Source organism: Pseudoalteromonas sp. CR1, assembly GCF_019392235.1.
Lineage (GTDB): Bacteria > Pseudomonadota > Gammaproteobacteria > Enterobacterales > Alteromonadaceae > Pseudoalteromonas.
On sequence record NZ_JAHXRM010000016.1, the window covers coordinates 14,302 to 29,234 of the forward strand.

The 14,933-nt window shown below is 39.7% G+C and carries 16 protein-coding genes; 12 read left to right on the forward strand and 4 right to left on the reverse strand.

All coding sequences use genetic code 11. The features are described from left to right. The first annotated feature begins 148 nt into the window (after nucleotides 1-148). Together KZZ04_RS14010 and hldE are read left to right on the forward strand one after the other, a co-directional pair. Nucleotides 149-739 (forward strand): SIS domain-containing protein, encoded by a 591-nt coding sequence (locus KZZ04_RS14010; protein ID WP_058404918.1) that lies wholly within the window; start codon nucleotides 149-151, stop codon nucleotides 737-739. Then, nucleotides 739-2,178, forward strand: coding sequence for a bifunctional D-glycero-beta-D-manno-heptose-7-phosphate kinase/D-glycero-beta-D-manno-heptose 1-phosphate adenylyltransferase HldE (gene hldE, locus KZZ04_RS14015; RefSeq protein ID WP_219423002.1), 1,440 nt, complete (start codon nucleotides 739-741; stop codon nucleotides 2,176-2,178). The genes KZZ04_RS14010 and hldE overlap by 1 nt, the downstream gene beginning before the upstream one ends. Before the next feature lie 86 nt (nucleotides 2,179-2,264). On the opposite strand, the gene KZZ04_RS14020 is transcribed toward hldE, so the two are convergent. Further along, the gene (locus KZZ04_RS14020; RefSeq protein WP_138527512.1) at nucleotides 2,265-3,812 is read right to left on the reverse strand and encodes a capsule assembly Wzi family protein; all 1,548 of its coding nucleotides are present in this window, start codon (nucleotides 3,810-3,812) and stop codon (nucleotides 2,265-2,267) included. Between the two features lie 169 nt (nucleotides 3,813-3,981). Between KZZ04_RS14020 and KZZ04_RS14025 the strand changes: the two genes are divergently transcribed. Next, nucleotides 3,982-5,055: a hypothetical protein gene (locus tag KZZ04_RS14025; protein WP_058404921.1), complete on the forward strand. Its 1,074-nt coding sequence runs from the start codon at nucleotides 3,982-3,984 to the stop codon at nucleotides 5,053-5,055. Next, the gene (locus tag KZZ04_RS14030; RefSeq protein WP_219423003.1) at nucleotides 5,052-6,137 is read left to right on the forward strand and encodes a glycosyltransferase; all 1,086 of its coding nucleotides are present in this window, start codon (nucleotides 5,052-5,054) and stop codon (nucleotides 6,135-6,137) included. Before KZZ04_RS14025 ends, KZZ04_RS14030 begins: the two co-directional genes overlap by 4 nt. Here KZZ04_RS14030 and KZZ04_RS14035 read toward each other — a convergent pair. After that, nucleotides 6,126-6,848 carry a 3-deoxy-D-manno-octulosonic acid kinase gene (locus KZZ04_RS14035; RefSeq protein WP_138527514.1) on the reverse strand — a complete coding sequence of 241 codons (723 nt, stop codon included), beginning with the start codon at nucleotides 6,846-6,848 and terminating at the stop codon, nucleotides 6,126-6,128. The two genes, KZZ04_RS14030 and KZZ04_RS14035, sit on opposite strands and share 12 nt — an antisense overlap. A 123-nt stretch (nucleotides 6,849-6,971) precedes the next feature. Here KZZ04_RS14035 and KZZ04_RS14040 point away from each other — a divergent pair, with 123 nt between their 5' ends. The 6 genes from KZZ04_RS14040 to glpG all read left to right on the forward strand — a co-directional run bounded on the left by KZZ04_RS14040 (nucleotide 6,972) and on the right by glpG (nucleotide 12,234). Next, on the forward strand, nucleotides 6,972-8,033 hold the full coding sequence (locus KZZ04_RS14040; protein WP_138527515.1) for a glycosyltransferase family 9 protein: 1,062 nt from the start codon (nucleotides 6,972-6,974) through the stop codon (nucleotides 8,031-8,033). Then, nucleotides 8,030-8,590, forward strand: coding sequence for a D-glycero-beta-D-manno-heptose 1,7-bisphosphate 7-phosphatase (gene gmhB, locus KZZ04_RS14045; RefSeq protein ID WP_219423004.1), 561 nt, complete (start codon nucleotides 8,030-8,032; stop codon nucleotides 8,588-8,590). The genes KZZ04_RS14040 and gmhB overlap by 4 nt, the downstream gene beginning before the upstream one ends. Nucleotides 8,591-8,758: 168 nt before the next feature. After that, on the forward strand, nucleotides 8,759-9,952 hold the full coding sequence (locus tag KZZ04_RS14050; protein WP_138527517.1) for a glycine C-acetyltransferase: 1,194 nt from the start codon (nucleotides 8,759-8,761) through the stop codon (nucleotides 9,950-9,952). A gap of 46 nt (nucleotides 9,953-9,998) precedes the next feature. Beyond that, nucleotides 9,999-11,024: an L-threonine 3-dehydrogenase gene (tdh, locus tag KZZ04_RS14055; protein WP_058404927.1), complete on the forward strand. Its 1,026-nt coding sequence runs from the start codon at nucleotides 9,999-10,001 to the stop codon at nucleotides 11,022-11,024. Nucleotides 11,025-11,092: 68 nt separating this feature from the next. Beyond that, complete coding sequence (gene glpE / locus KZZ04_RS14060; protein WP_138527518.1) at nucleotides 11,093-11,410, forward strand: thiosulfate sulfurtransferase GlpE; 318 nt, start codon at nucleotides 11,093-11,095, stop codon at nucleotides 11,408-11,410. Further along, nucleotides 11,407-12,234 carry a rhomboid family intramembrane serine protease GlpG gene (glpG, locus tag KZZ04_RS14065; protein ID WP_138527519.1) on the forward strand — a complete coding sequence of 276 codons (828 nt, stop codon included), beginning with the start codon at nucleotides 11,407-11,409 and terminating at the stop codon, nucleotides 12,232-12,234. Before glpE ends, glpG begins: the two co-directional genes overlap by 4 nt. A gap of 2 nt (nucleotides 12,235-12,236) precedes the next feature. Here glpG and KZZ04_RS14070 read toward each other — a convergent pair whose 3' ends face one another. Further along, nucleotides 12,237-12,635 carry a flagellar basal body-associated protein FliL gene (locus KZZ04_RS14070; protein WP_058404929.1) on the reverse strand — a complete coding sequence of 133 codons (399 nt, stop codon included), beginning with the start codon at nucleotides 12,633-12,635 and terminating at the stop codon, nucleotides 12,237-12,239. 167 nt (nucleotides 12,636-12,802) lie between these two features. Here KZZ04_RS14070 and KZZ04_RS14075 point away from each other — a divergent pair, with 167 nt between their 5' ends. Together KZZ04_RS14075 and ubiA are read left to right on the forward strand one after the other, a co-directional pair. Then, complete coding sequence (locus tag KZZ04_RS14075) at nucleotides 12,803-13,342, forward strand: chorismate lyase (RefSeq protein WP_138527520.1); 540 nt, start codon at nucleotides 12,803-12,805, stop codon at nucleotides 13,340-13,342. Continuing rightward, nucleotides 13,339-14,217 (forward strand): 4-hydroxybenzoate octaprenyltransferase, encoded by an 879-nt coding sequence (ubiA, locus tag KZZ04_RS14080; protein ID WP_219423005.1) that lies wholly within the window; start codon nucleotides 13,339-13,341, stop codon nucleotides 14,215-14,217. The genes KZZ04_RS14075 and ubiA overlap by 4 nt, the downstream gene beginning before the upstream one ends. A gap of 5 nt (nucleotides 14,218-14,222) precedes the next feature. Here ubiA and KZZ04_RS14085 read toward each other — a convergent pair whose 3' ends face one another. Continuing rightward, nucleotides 14,223-14,843 (reverse strand): 2OG-Fe(II) oxygenase, encoded by a 621-nt coding sequence (locus KZZ04_RS14085; protein ID WP_138527522.1) that lies wholly within the window; start codon nucleotides 14,841-14,843, stop codon nucleotides 14,223-14,225. Nucleotides 14,844-14,933 lie beyond the last annotated feature (90 nt).

The following is a 14,933-nucleotide window of genomic DNA, read 5'->3' on the forward strand; positions in this document are numbered from 1 at the left end:
AACGCGAAAGTGATAATTTCTGAACATGTGAAGCACTAAATTATGTTCCAGTTCAGCTATATTCCTATAAAATACACACAACTAAATAAAACTGTGGAATAATGGATTTCATTTTTTCCTGCCATTTCAGTTCCTAGAGGAATTTTTCATGTCAATTATCGATTCTGTGGCAACAAGCTACGTTGAAAGTTTAAACCGTCATCAAGCCTTATTTGAAACGATGGAGGCTTATCATCAAGAGTCTATGCAGTTATTAGAAGCATGCCATAGTGCATTACAAGCTGGTGGTAAGGTTATTTGGTTTGGTAACGGCGGAAGTGCAGCGGATGCTCAGCATTTAGCGGCCGAATTTGTAGTACGTTATAAATTAGAGCGAGGACCGCTTGCGTCTATGGCGCTCACAACTGATACGTCAATTCTTACTGCGCACAGTAACGACTACCATTTTGATACCGTGTTTGAGCGCCAAGTTCAGGCGCTGTGTAAACCAGAAGATTTAGTGATTGGTTTAACAACCTCAGGTACCAGTGCAAATATTAATTTAGCACTTGAAGCTGCTAATAAAATTGGCGCGTATACTGTTGCATTAACAGGTCGTGATGGCGGAAAAGTAAAAAACATTGCCAAGCTGCCAATTATTATCAAAAACGATGAAACAGCACGTATTCAAGAAGCGCATATGTTTATTGGCCACTGGTTATGTGAAGCCATAGATATGGTTGTTGCGGAGCAGCAGTAATGGATTTATCGCTATTAAAAAACTTATCTAAAGCGCGTATTTTAGTGGTGGGCGATGTAATGCTCGATCGCTACTGGTACGGTGACACTGGGCGTATTTCGCCAGAAGCGCCAGTACCTGTAGTAAAAGTAAGCAAGTTTGAAGACAAAGCCGGTGGCGCTGCCAATGTTGCTAAAAACATTGCTAGGCTTGATGCCAAAGTAGGGCTACTTGGCTTAATTGGGGAAGATGAAAGCGGGCAAATTTTAGAAACAATTTTAAAAGGTGAAAAAATAAGTTCACAACTTGTGAGTGTATGTGATTTACCGACTATTTCTAAAATGCGTGTTATTAGCCGCCATCAACAACTTGTACGCCTTGATTTAGAAGAAACCTTTAGCGAGCAGCATAGCCAGCTGTTATTAAATCGCTTAGAGCTGGTGCTTGATGAATACGATTTTGTGGTGTTTTCTGATTACAGTAAAGGCTCGCTCAGCTTAATTAAAGAGATGGTGAGTATTGCAAAAGCGGCGGGTAAAACCGTACTTATCGATCCTAAATCGCCAGACTTACACTTATACGAGGGCGCAGACTACATTACGCCTAACTTACATGAGTTTAATTTAGCAGGCGGTAAAACAGGCTCTGAAGAGATTTTAGCGCAAAGTGCTCGTGAGCTTATTAGTAAAAATGGTATTAAAGCCATGCTACTTACACGCTCAGAGCAAGGTATGTCGTTAATTAATGCCGATGAAAAGCACGACTTTGCAGCTCAGCAGCTAGAAGTAAGCGATGTAACTGGCGCAGGTGATACCGTAATTGCAACTTTAGCTGTAATGCTTGGAGCAGGTATGCCCCCTAAAGATGCAGTAGAAATTGCTAATTTAGCTGCAGGCATTGTGGTAAGTAAATTGGGTGCAGCCACAGTGTCACCAGAAGAGCTAAGTCAAAAGTTAGGCCAGTACTTACACACAAATGGCGAGCACTACCAAACCCCATTTGATGATGTGCTACAGCATATTGAGTTTGCAAAACAAAACGGCGAAACCATTGTATTTACCAATGGTTGTTTTGATATTTTACATGCAGGCCATGTGCGCTATTTAGCACAAGCTAAAGCGCGCGGAGATAGACTCGTTGTAGGGTTAAATAATGATGAATCTATTACCCGTTTAAAAGGCCCTGAGCGCCCAATAAATCCACTTGATGAGCGCGCAATGGTATTAAGTGCACTTGCCTCTGTTGATTGGGTAATCCCCTTTGGCAGCGCTGAGGAAAACGATACACCCGCTAAATTAATTGAGCAAATAAGCCCTGACATTTTAGTAAAAGGTGGCGATTATACTGTAGAGCAAATAGCAGGGGCCGATCATGTACTGCGCCATGGCGGAAAAGTAGAAGTGCTAACATTTTTAGATGGTTGTTCTACATCAAAAGTGATTAGCAAAATAAAGCAGTAAGTATATTTTGCGTATAAAAAAGGGGATGAAAGCGTTGCTCTCATCCCCTTTTTTAAAGCCTGAATAAAGTGTATTTAAAATACTGGCTAAAAGTTATATTCGTATTTAGCAAAGGCAGATGTGTCATTTTCCGCATCGTCATTTTGAGATGCAAAAGCACCTAGTGTTAAACGCCCACCCATGGTGATTTTTCTGTAACGAAGTTCAAGCTGTTTTGAGTTATAACCCGTCTTAGTAATTGTATTACCTATATCAGGATTATCAGGGGCTTTATCACTATTATCACTATTGTAATCCACGCTACGTAATTTTACCTGCCAGTCATCACCATTCGAAAGTTGACCTAATAATGTTAATACTACAGATTGTGCGTCATTATCAAACGTTGAACCTATAGTTCTGCCGTGGTAGCGGTAACCTGATTTGTAATCAGTGTGTTCGTAATAACAGTTTTCATTGGTTGATTCCGCTGCGCACGAAACACCTGTATCTATGTATTCTACATTCACTAATACATTTTGATCATAAATGCGTTGGGTCGTTTGCACACCAAATAAGTAAGCTCTATCGGCTGGTTTAAATTGTGAGCTGGCATCTTCACCTATGGTGCTGGCATAAATAGCGTATGGGTGGCTAAATAATGTATCAGCCCAACGAACGTCAATACCTGCTAGCTGGTTACCAATTTTAGACTCTAATGAGCTATCGCAGCTTTCATTGCCATCTACACACTGGGTTTGCCCGGTAATTACATCAATAAAATCACCTGCAGAGCCAGGTTGTCCTTCGCCAGCCCATTGTGCAGACCAGCTTACCGCTATTTCCAACTGTTGAACTGGGCGAATATTTAAACGGCTGCTCCAAAGTAATGCATCAGGAATTACGCGGGTTGATTCGAGTTTTGCCATTTGAGCTGTAAAGCTCCATTGCCCTATCCAGCTTAACCATGGGGTTTCAAACGCAGTGCTTTGCTCACGCGTTACACTCAGAGCAGGTAGTGGCTTGGCATTACCTGATATAATTAAACTGTTATCAACACCAGGTCCCCAAAATTGCTCTACGGCGCCGGCTCTAAAAATCCAATTACCTAAGCGGTATGCTAAATAGCTATCGTCAAATGAAGTGTCGTTACAATCTTCAAGCGCTTGATCATCTAAGGCTATATCATCAGTTGTTTTACCTTCAATTAGACACTTTTTGCCATCGTTTCGGTAGTTAATAGCAATCTTTGCTGCAAAATTATCCCCAAGGTAAGCGTATGCTGCGCTTAATTCAGATTCTTGAGTGTTTGTAGCGCCAAAGCTCGTTGTATGTATTGGATCTGTGGCTGCATAAGCTGATAATTGCACACTATGTGAACTTGCGTTTTCAGATTTATAACGATGCTTAACACGCAGTAATGCGTCTTGCAAGCTTGGAGATAATTGCTCGATGGGCATACTGTTAACATCATTAATAAAGCTCTTCCACATTAACGGGTATGTTGTTACCGGCGCTAAAATAATACCGGCGTCGGCTAGCTGTTGTATATCAGCTTTTAGTCCGTAGTCATCTGGTTTAACCCATGGTTCAGCATTAACAGATAAACTGATAGCACTAAATAATGTTGAAAGAATAAAAATTCTGTGTCGCAAAGTTCAGGTCCTTGTGATTAAGATTGTTGGCAAGTTTACCAATCTAAGTATGTTATTGCAGTAAATATTCAAATTTATAGGGTCAATTAAATGTATAAAAATGTAACCTATCTATCGTAACAAAGGCCTGATTGATATACTAAAGATCAAATAGGAAATTGAGAATGCAATGAGCAACAAACGACTTTTATTTATTCCAGTATCGTCACCAGAAGGAATTGGTGAATATATGCGCTCGTTGTCGTTGGCTAATGGGTTACTCGCCGAATTTGCTGGGATGCTTGATATTCATTTTATTTTAAATAAGTATACAGCCTACGCTGATAATTGCCCCTTTGATACCACCTTACTTGAGACTTCAGCAACCAAAGAAGTTACATTAGTGTGCGACTTTATTACTGCATACAAACCAGACGTAGTTGTATTTGATTGTGCTGGGCGCGCAGCACACATGAAAGCGGCAAAAGAGGTTGGCGCTAAAGTTGTTTTTATCTCTCAACATGAAAAAAAGCGCGCAAAAGGGTTAAAGCTAAACCGTGCAAATTTAATTGATGCGCATTGGGTTGTACAGCCAGATTATTGCATTGCGCCTTTAAGTTGGGTGGAAAATACAAAGCTAGATATGTTTCCCCTTGCTCACCCGTATAATGTTGGCCCTTTCGTTGCACACGCTTCAGTTGAGCAAAAAAAGCAAGTTTTGAACAAATATGGGCTTGAAGAGAATAACTACTTATTAGTAAATGCAGGCTCTGGTGGACATACATTTAATAATTTAAATTGTGCAGACACCTACTTCGAGACCGCGCTTAAAGCGGGAAAAAAAACGGGTTTAAAAACAGTGGTCGTGTTTGGTTCTAATTATACAAAAAGAATACCAAAAACAAGCGAGATTATTTGTTTAACAAGTTTAGAGGGAACGGATTTTTTAGCCTTGTTGAGTCAGGCTAAGCTGGCTTTATTAAGTGCTGGTGATACTTTGTTGCAGGCCATTGCATTGCAAACCCCTGTAATAGCTTGCGCTATTTCAAAGGATCAACACGCTCGCCTAGAAAATTGTGTTAATACAGGTGTAGTTATTAAAGCAAGCCTTAATGCTGATGATATAGTCTCTAAAATTGAACACGCAATAGAAGACAGTCGCTACAAATCTCTCTTAATTAAATACCATAAATTAGAGAACCCTCAAAGCTATAGCGTAATTACCAGTGCTGTAAAAAATATGCTCGTAGGAAGCCATGCATGAACATTGTGATAGTAATTGACTCTCTTGTTGGCGGTGGCGCAGAAAAAGTGATGCTTACTTTGGCTGCGCAGCTTGTTGAACTTGAGCATCATGTTACTTTATTATCACTTGCAAGCTCCATTGAATACGATATTCCTGAATGCGTTAAGGTCGATAGTTTATTTTCTGATAGGGCTTCAAAAGTAGACCGTTTTTGGAACATAAATAAAAGCGTTGTAATGTTAGAAGCCTGGTTTAGCAATAAACAACAAGACATAGGCGCGATAGATTTAGTGCTTTCAAACCTTGATAGAAGTAATAATTTACTTGCTAAAAGTGCAGTTAAAAATGTACATTTTGTTGTACATAACTCAGTCAACGCAGAGCTGGCTAGGCAAAAAAAATTAGGCCCGTTTTCTTATCGCTATCTTAAAAAATCAAAACAAAACCTAAATGGTAAGTCACTAGTTTGTGTATCCAAAGGGGTAGAGCAAGAAATCATCGAAGGCGATTTAATTACGCCAAGCGCAATAACTACTATTTATAATCCATTTAACTTATCTGAAATAAAACGCCAATCAGATGAAATTAATACGGCTATCCCGCAGTCTCCTTATTTAATTCATGTTGGTCGCTTAGCTAAGCAAAAGCGCCACGATATTTTATTTGCAGCATTTGCCAAACTTGATAAAAAATACAAATTAGTGCTTTTGTGTAATAAGCCAGCAAAAGCGTTTAAGCTTGCAAAAGAGTATGGCATTGCAGAGCGATTAGTTGTCCCCGGGTTTGAACAAAACCCGTATAATTGGATTAAACACGCGCAGGCATTAGTTTTAAGCTCTGACTTTGAGGGGTTGCCAACAGTGTTAATTGAAGCGTTAGCAGTGGGTACACCTGTAGTGAGTACTGATTGTACCTTCGGGCCGAGTGAAATATTAACAGGCGAGCTGGTTAATTACTTAGTACCTCTAGGAAATAGCGAAGAGCTAGCGGCTAAAATAAAACACGTTTTAGCAAATAAGCCGAGCGTGGAAAGCGCCGATATTTTGCAAAAAGTGAGTGCTGAGCAAGTTTCTCAGCAGTATTTAGCGCTAAGCAGATAGCTTTTGCTTATAAATAGTATGCAAAGTTTTCCAGTCGTTACTTTGCCAATAAAAGCTATTGTTCCGGCCTTGTTCTTTTAAAAATGAACGTGCAAGGCGAGCCATATTAGCTTGCTGCCATTGTGCGTTTGGCAGCTTAATTTCACCCCGGTCAAAGTCGATAACATATACGTCGCCGTCTTCATTAAATAAAATATTATTGATATTTAAATCAGCGTGGTACACCCCTTTAATATGAAATGACGCAAGAGTGCTGGCTATATTTTCAAGCTCATCATTATTTAAAGGGCGCTCAATTAAAATGTCGAGCAGGCTTTTAGCGCCGCTTACCGCTTGTGTAATTATATCGCCGCGGTAAATCAAACCATTGTGAAATACTTTAGCTGCAATGGGCTTAGGCACATTTAGGCCAAGTTCAATAAGCTTTATCATTAAGCTAAATTCTTTGTAAACGCGCGTATTTTCAAGGCCAGGGTAAAGGTATTGATCGCTTAATACCTTACCAACTAATCCACCGCGCCAATAATGCCTGAGCACAGCGGTTAAGTTATCGTGTTTAAAAAACCATGCCGTAGCACGGCCTTTTTTAGCACCCACTATTTTATTTTGCTGTTGCCAATAAGTTGCATCAAACCAGTTTATATCAACAAGGTTTAAATAATCTGGATGGCTTAAAATAGTGTGCTTGCCTTGCTTTAGTGTATTAAACATAGCTTGTTAAAATAATTCAATAATGCGCCTATATTAACGTGTTTTATGGCGCAGGATAAGTACTTGCATTAACGCGAGTATAATTTAAGATCTTAACCTATTATTTAAAGCCTAACGGAATGCGTGACTCAAGTGCCTAATTACTCCTCTATTTGTATTTTAAGACTCTCTGCTATTGGTGATGTTTGCCATGCGGTTAGTGCTGTTCAAGCAATTCAAAAAGCGCACCCTAATGCAAAAATAACCTGGGTAATGGGTAAAGTAGAGGCTATGTTACTTGCTGATTTACCAGGCGTAGAGCTGGTAATTTTTGATAAAAAAGAAGGTAACGCTGCGCTTAAGAAATTAAAAAACACCTTTAAAGGTAAGCAGTTTGACGTACTTCTTAATATGCAGGTGGCATTAAGAGCAGGCTTTGTAGCACGCTGTATACCTGCAAAAGTAAAAATAGGATTTGATTGGGCGCGCTCAAAAGAGCTACACAGCTTATTTATAAATAAACGCATAGCAGCGCAAAAAGAGTCGCATGTATTAGAGGGCTTTAAAGGTTTTGCTAATGCAATAGGTGTCGATGATTACACGCCTTCATGGCAAATGCCTTACAGCACACAAGATCAAAGCAGAGCAGACGAGTTATTAGGGCAAGAGTATTTAGCTAACAAGCTATTTGTTATCTCGCCAGCGGCTAGTAAAGCTCAGCGCAATTGGTTGCCTGAACGCTATGCTGCACTAGCTGACCACGCGCATGCGCAAGGTTTTAATGTTGCTTTAACCGGCGGGCCTACCGAGCTTGAAGTAAACTTAGCGAATAATATTATTAAACATTGCAACAGCCCTATTTTAAATTTAGTTGGCAAAACTAAGCTTAAAGAGCTGTTATGTGTATTAAAAAGAGCTGATTTAGTACTTGCCCCCGATACTGGGCCTGCTCATATGGCAGTAACCGTTGGCACGCCTGTTATTGGTTTATATGCGCATTCAAACCCTGCACGCACAGGCCCCTATTTATACCAAAACTACGTCGTTGAGGTTTATCATCAAAACTTACTTAATCAAACCGGTAAAACGGCGCAGCAAGTACCGTGGGGGACCCGCGTTAAAGGCGATGATTTAATGAGCCAGATAAGCGTAGAAAGCGTAAAGGCAATGTTTGACCATGTTGTAAAAAAAGAGTCATTAAAATGAGCCTACAACAAAATAAAGCCCTTTTTTTAGACCGTGATGGAGTCGTTAATATTGATCATGGTTATGTATATAAAAGTGAAGATTTTGAATTTATTGACGGTGTATTTAGTACCTGTAAAGCATTTTACGATGCAGGCTATAAAATAATCATAGTGACCAACCAATCGGGGATTGGGCGAGGATATTACACACAACACGATTTCCTAATGCTTACAGGTTGGATGAAAAACCAATTTAGTGCGCATGACATCGAAGTGGCCGATGTATACTTTTGTCCTCACCACCCAAAAAAGGCATTACCTGAGTATTTAAAACAGTGTAATTGCAGAAAGCCCGCACCGGGTATGTTGCTTGAGGGTATTGATACCCATAGCATCGACACAGAAAAAAGTATTATGGTGGGCGACAAGCTTAGTGATATGCAAGCGGCCAGTAACGCCTGTATTGGCGTAAAAGTATTAGTAAGGTCTGGTAAAAATTTACCGAGCGATGCACCTCAACATGCTGATTTAGTTATTGATTCAATCAATGAGTTAACTGCACTTTTAAGCAGGTAAATAACCCTACCCTAATTGGCTGTAAACTGGCAGGAATTCCTGCCAGTCAGCCACTTTGCGACGAACTGCAAACCGTGCATTTTCTTCGCTAAACTTTTACAATACCCCCCATCTTAAACAGTAACTAAAATGTTGTTGTTTACCCGTTCAATTAAATGGAGAACACAGATGAGAACATCTGCTTTTTTTAGCCAGCTACAACAGCAAATTGAAGACGTAAAATCAGAAGGTTTGTACAAAAACGAACGTATTATTAAGTCTCAGCAACAAGCTCAAATAGAAGTTGCCTCAGGTAGTGTTATTAACTTCTGTGCTAACAATTACTTAGGTTTAGCTAATAGCCCAGAGCTAATTGAAGCTGCCCAAAATGGCTTAAGTAAGCATGGTTTTGGTGTGGCCTCTGTGCGCTTTATTTGTGGTACGCAAGATATTCATAAAACACTGGAACAAAAAATTAGTGCATTTTTAGAAACCGAAGACACCATTTTATATTCGTCATGCTTTGATGCTAATACTGGCCTATTCGAAACGATTTTAGGCGCAGAAGATGCCATTATCTCTGATTCATTAAACCATGCGTCAATTATTGATGGCGTTCGTTTATGTAAAGCTAAGCGTTTTCGCTATGCGAATAACGACATGAGCGATCTTGAAAAGCAACTTATTGCTGCAGACGAAGCGGGTGCTAAAACTAAATTAATTGCAACCGACGGCGTGTTTTCTATGGACGGCGTAATTTGTAATTTAGAAGCCGTGTGCGATTTGGCCGATAAATACGATGCTCTTGTTATGGTTGATGACTCTCACGCAGTTGGTTTTGTTGGCGAAAACGGTAAAGGTACACCAGAGTATTGTAATGTACTTGACCGAGTAGATATTATTACTGGTACATTAGGTAAAGCACTTGGCGGCGCATCAGGTGGTTACACCTCAGGTAAAAAAGAAATTGTTGAATGGCTACGCCAGCGCTCTCGTCCATACTTGTTTTCTAATTCACTAGCTCCTTCGATTGTTACAGCATCAATTAAAGTGCTAGAAATGCTTGAAAATGGCGGCGAACTTCGGGCTAAGCTTTGGTCAAATGCTAAGTACTTCCGTGAACAAATGGAAGCGGCGGGTTTTACCTGCGCAGGTAAAGACCATGCCATTATCCCCGTTATGTTAGGCGACGCTAAAGTGGCATCACTTATGGCAGACAAATTACTTGCAGAAGGCATTTATGTGACTGGCTTTTCATTCCCAGTAGTACCAAAAGGGCAAGCTCGCATTCGTACGCAAATTTCAGCAGCGCACAGTATCGAGCAGCTTGATACAGCGATCGCTGCCTTTACTCGTATTGGTAAAGAAATGGGCGTTATTTAATTTTTAATAAACCGAAGTCTTTTCGGTTTTTTGTTGAGTGTAATTCATGAAAGCATTATCTAAATTAAAAGCAGAGCCGGGCATTTGGATGACAGATGCGCCAAAACCAGAAGTTGGCCACAACGATCTGCTTATTAAAATTCGCAAAACGGCTATTTGTGGAACTGACGTTCATATTTATAAATGGGACGAGTGGGCAAGTAAAACGATTCCTACGCCTATGGTAGTTGGCCACGAATACGTTGGTGAAGTAGTTGATATGGGACAAGAAGTTCGTGGTTTTGCTGTTGGTGACCGCGTCTCTGGCGAAGGTCATATTACCTGTGGGCATTGTCGAAACTGCCGTGCTGGGCGTGTTCATTTATGTCGTAATACCACAGGTGTTGGTGTTAACCGCGAAGGTGCGTTTGCTGAATACTTGGTGATCCCTGCATTTAACGCGTTTAAAATTCCAGATAACATTTCAGATGAACTAGCGTCTATTTTTGACCCGTTTGGCAATGCGGTACACACAGCGCTTTCGTTTGATTTAGTGGGTGAAGATGTCCTTATTACAGGCGCTGGTCCAATTGGTATTATGGCTGCAGCCGTTGCTAAACATGTAGGCGCGCGTCATGTTGTAATTACTGATGTAAATGAATATCGCTTAGAGCTTGCTCGTAAAATGGGCGCAACTCGCGCGGTAAATGTTGCCAACGAAAAGCTTGAAGAGGTTATGACCGATTTAGGCATGACAGAAGGCTTTGATATTGGCCTTGAAATGTCAGGCGTGCCAAGCGCATTCAATTCAATGCTTAATAACATGAACCACGGTGGTAAAATTGCCATGTTAGGTATCCCGCCATCAGATATGGCGGTAGATTGGAACCAAGTTATTTTTAAAGGTTTAGTGATTAAAGGTATTTATGGTCGCGAAATGTTTGAAACCTGGTACAAAATGGCAAGTTTGATTCAGTCAGGTCTTAATTTAAGCCCAATCATAACGCATCAGTATTCTGTAGATGACTTCCAAGCTGGCTTTGATATGATGATTTCAGGTCAGTCAGGAAAAGTAATTTTAAATTGGGATTAATTCCATAAAAAATTACAAGAAGGGCGGCTATGGCCGCCTTTTTTATTTTATTTATTAAAGAGAGTTCAATGGCATTTAAACATATATCGATTGCGCAAACGCATGAGTTATTAGACAAAGAAGACGTAGTAATTGCAGATATACGCGATCCTAACTCGTATCAAACGGGCCATATCCCAGGCTCTGAGGCATTATCAAATGCCAATATTGCACAGTTTATGATGGAAAAAGAGTTCGATCAGCCCATTATAATTGTGTGTTACCACGGTATGAGCTCGCAAGGTGCTGCAAGTTATTTAGTTGAGCAAGGTTTTGAGGATGTATATAGCATGGATGGCGGTTTTACAGCTTGGGAAGCAGCCTACAGCGAGAAAGTAGAACGATGATAGAACTTGGCAGTTTAAATAACCCGCGTGCCGCACAAGGCTTTATAGATTATTTAAAAAGCCAAGGTTTAGATGGGCGCCTACATTCAACCGATGGTAGCCATGTTGTTATTAGTGTATCTGAAGAGCATTTTCATAAAGTACAACCGCTTTGGGTTGAGTTTACTCAAAATCCCTCTCATCCACGATATCAGCAAGCTTCTTGGCATGTAGGTAGTACGCAATCGCCCCTAAAGTATCAAGGGCAATCGCTAAATCTCATAGCGCGATTTAAAGCGCTGAGTTGGCTTAATCAGTCAGTCAGTGTATTTAGTATTGTTATTTATGTTGCGTTTTTATTGGGTGGGTTTGAGAGTATTTATTCTGCATTACAATTTGATCCTTCGTCTCCTATAACTTGGTTAACGCCGGCCTTGGTTCACTTTAGCGCAATCCACATAGTGTTTAATTTAATATGGTGGGTATCGCTTGGAGACAATATTGAAAAGCAATGTGGAAAATTGAGTCTAATAGGGCTGTTTTTTGTTACTGCTTTAATCAGTAGCTGGGCGCAATATTTAATTGTTGGGCCTAATTTTGGCGGTTTAAGTGGCGTGGTATACGGCTTGCTAGGTTATTGTTGGATTCATAGTTTTTTAAACCCGCATAAACCGGCATTAGTGAGTACCTCAATTGTAGGTTTTATGCTTGTTTGGTTAGTGCTTGGCTTTGCTGATGTGCTGTTTTTTGGAATGGCTAATTGGGCACACTTAGGTGGACTTGTGAGCGGAATGGCGTTTGCCTATACCGCCCAACTATTTACTAATGAGCCTAAAGGTGGTTGAACTTAGTGGTACAAATACTTAGTAAATAACACTTCACGAATAATTTCCTGGCCTGTTTCTTCTTTTAACAGGCTTTTTAATTTTTCTATGCATTTTGCGCGAATTTCTTCGCGACCAGTTAATGACTTTATTTTTTCTTCAGGCTCTTTCGATAAAATTTCTACAATAGCGTCTCTTAATAAAGGGGTGTGATGCTCAACAACAGCGATGTCTGAATTATCACTTAGCATTAAGTCAACGGTAACGCGCACATAACCCATTTTTTTACTTGATGCGCCAATATAATTAGTGATTATGTCAGGTTCAAAACCAAAGTAACCAACCGTTGACTCTGCTCGGGCACTCAGGCTCACTAAACTCATAATTAATGTAAAAAGACCCACGTATACTATTTTTTTCATATTTAAAGCGTTTCCGAAAACATGTTGTAAATAGTTTATACTTAATAATAGGTAATAAACAGCGCCAAGCAATTATTTATATTAGTTACTTGGGTTAGTGAATAGGCTCTTTTTCAAATGCTTAGGCAATGTTATCATTTACTTGGATTATATTTTATTGAGTTATTGTGGCAACTTTTCCTTTATCTTTATCAGCTAACTGGCTATCGGCTATACAAACCGATGACTTTACACCTACAGAGCGAGAATGGCTTTTTGAGCCGCGCTCTTTAACCGCTAAACTAAAAAGTAAAGCAACTTCTTTTAGTGTAAAAGTACTCAGCGAACAGACATTTAATTTAAACCATGAACAGCAGCAATTACTAGACTGCAAAACGTCATCGGCGTTAAACAGAGAAGTGCTTTTATTATGCGATAATCACCCCATGGTTTACGCTCAAAGTTGGCTGCCGAATAACCAAACTCACAACTCGCTTCATAATATGGGAGAGCGTCCCTTAGGCGATGTTATTTTTCAACAGCCCGAGCTTGTTCGTCAAAATATTGAAATAGCCCGTTTCGATAACAAACATTCAATACAAAATTTAGTGGCACAGCAAAATTTGCCAATACAAACATTATTAGGTCGCCGCAGTGTGTTTTCGTTAAGTGAGTATCAATTTTTGGTGGCGGAAGTATTTTTACCTGGAGCGTATCTTTACTTATGAAATTAGCAGGTTTAAAAGCTAAGCACTTTTCTTATTATTTACAGCTTATGCGTGTTGATAAGCCAATAGGTACTTTATTGCTTTTATGGCCAACATATTGGGCTTTATGGCTTGCCAATAGCGGTACGCCGAGCTTAATTAATTTTATAGTGTTTACTTTGGGTGTTGTAGTAATGCGCAGTGCAGGCTGTGTGATAAATGATTTTGCAGATAGAAAAGTAGATGGCTCTGTAAAACGCACAGCTCAACGTCCTCTAGCATCTGGTACGGTAGCAAGCGCAGAAGCACTAAGTTTATTTTTATTACTGATCTTTGTAGCGTTTATTTTGGTTTTAATGCTGAATGTTAACACCATTTTATTGTCTTTTGGTGCGCTTGCGCTCGCGTTTTGCTATCCGTTTATGAAGCGCTATACCCAATTGCCGCAAGTCGTGCTTGGGGCCGCATTTGGTTGGGCAATTCCGATGGTTTATATGGCATCTATTGATGCATTACCCATACAGGCTTGGTTGCTGTTTACTGCTAATGTATGTTGGACGGTTGCGTACGATACTATGTATGCCATGGTTGATAGAGATGATGATGTAAAAATTGGTGTTAAATCGACCGCTATTTTATTTGGTCGCTTCGACCGCCATATCATTTTTATACTAAATGCTTTATTTATCGCACTTATAACTTATATAGGTTCGATTAATCATTTAGGTATGCCGTTTTGGGGCGGGCTACTAATTGCAGTTACGTTGCTTATTTATCAACACGTGTTAATTTTAAGGCGAGATAGAGACGCATGCTTTAAAGCATTTTTAAACAACCATTATGTTGGTATGGCTATTTTTGCTGGTTTACTATTCTCGTACCCCATTAACATTTAGTTATATTAACGAGGTGGATCAATAATTCCGCTAATTGATGCGTTTTTTCTAAACCAGCCAGCAATTGAATACCGATTATCTACAGCTGGTAATACTTCGTGGACAAAGCGCTCGCTTTCAAATAAAACTAACGTTCCTGCCTCTGGCGCAATAGTCATTTCAATATCTTTGCTTTTTGGCTTATAAATTACAAGTTCACCGCCCTCGCCTGGTGTATTTAAATAAAAAACGCTGGTAAATACTCTATTTGAGCGTCCTTTAAAGGCATCGACATGCTTTTTATAAAAGTCACCCTGAGTGTATTTTGCATAGTGACATTCATAATCAAATAGCCCCATAAAAAAAGTGCGATTGAGCGTTGTGCGAATACTCTCCATAACAGCTAGGTAGGTTAATTGTGCTTGGGATGACCCATCAAACCAATAAGTTTTATCTTTTCGAATATTATCGTCAATTTGTAAATGATTTAAACGACCAATACCAGCAAGGCTAAAGTGCGGATTTATACGATAACAATCAGCCATTAAATCAGCTATTAGTTCTTTGTTTATGGCATTGGGTATAACTGTATAACCGCGGTTTTCAATATCGTTATAAAACGCACCATCGGTTGAAAAGTTGATCATTTATGTGGTTCTTTTTTTGAAGGTGCGCCAGTTTAGCCGAAAAAGAGTAAAAAGCTATTGTTTTGTGCTGCACCTATTTCAAAAATAACA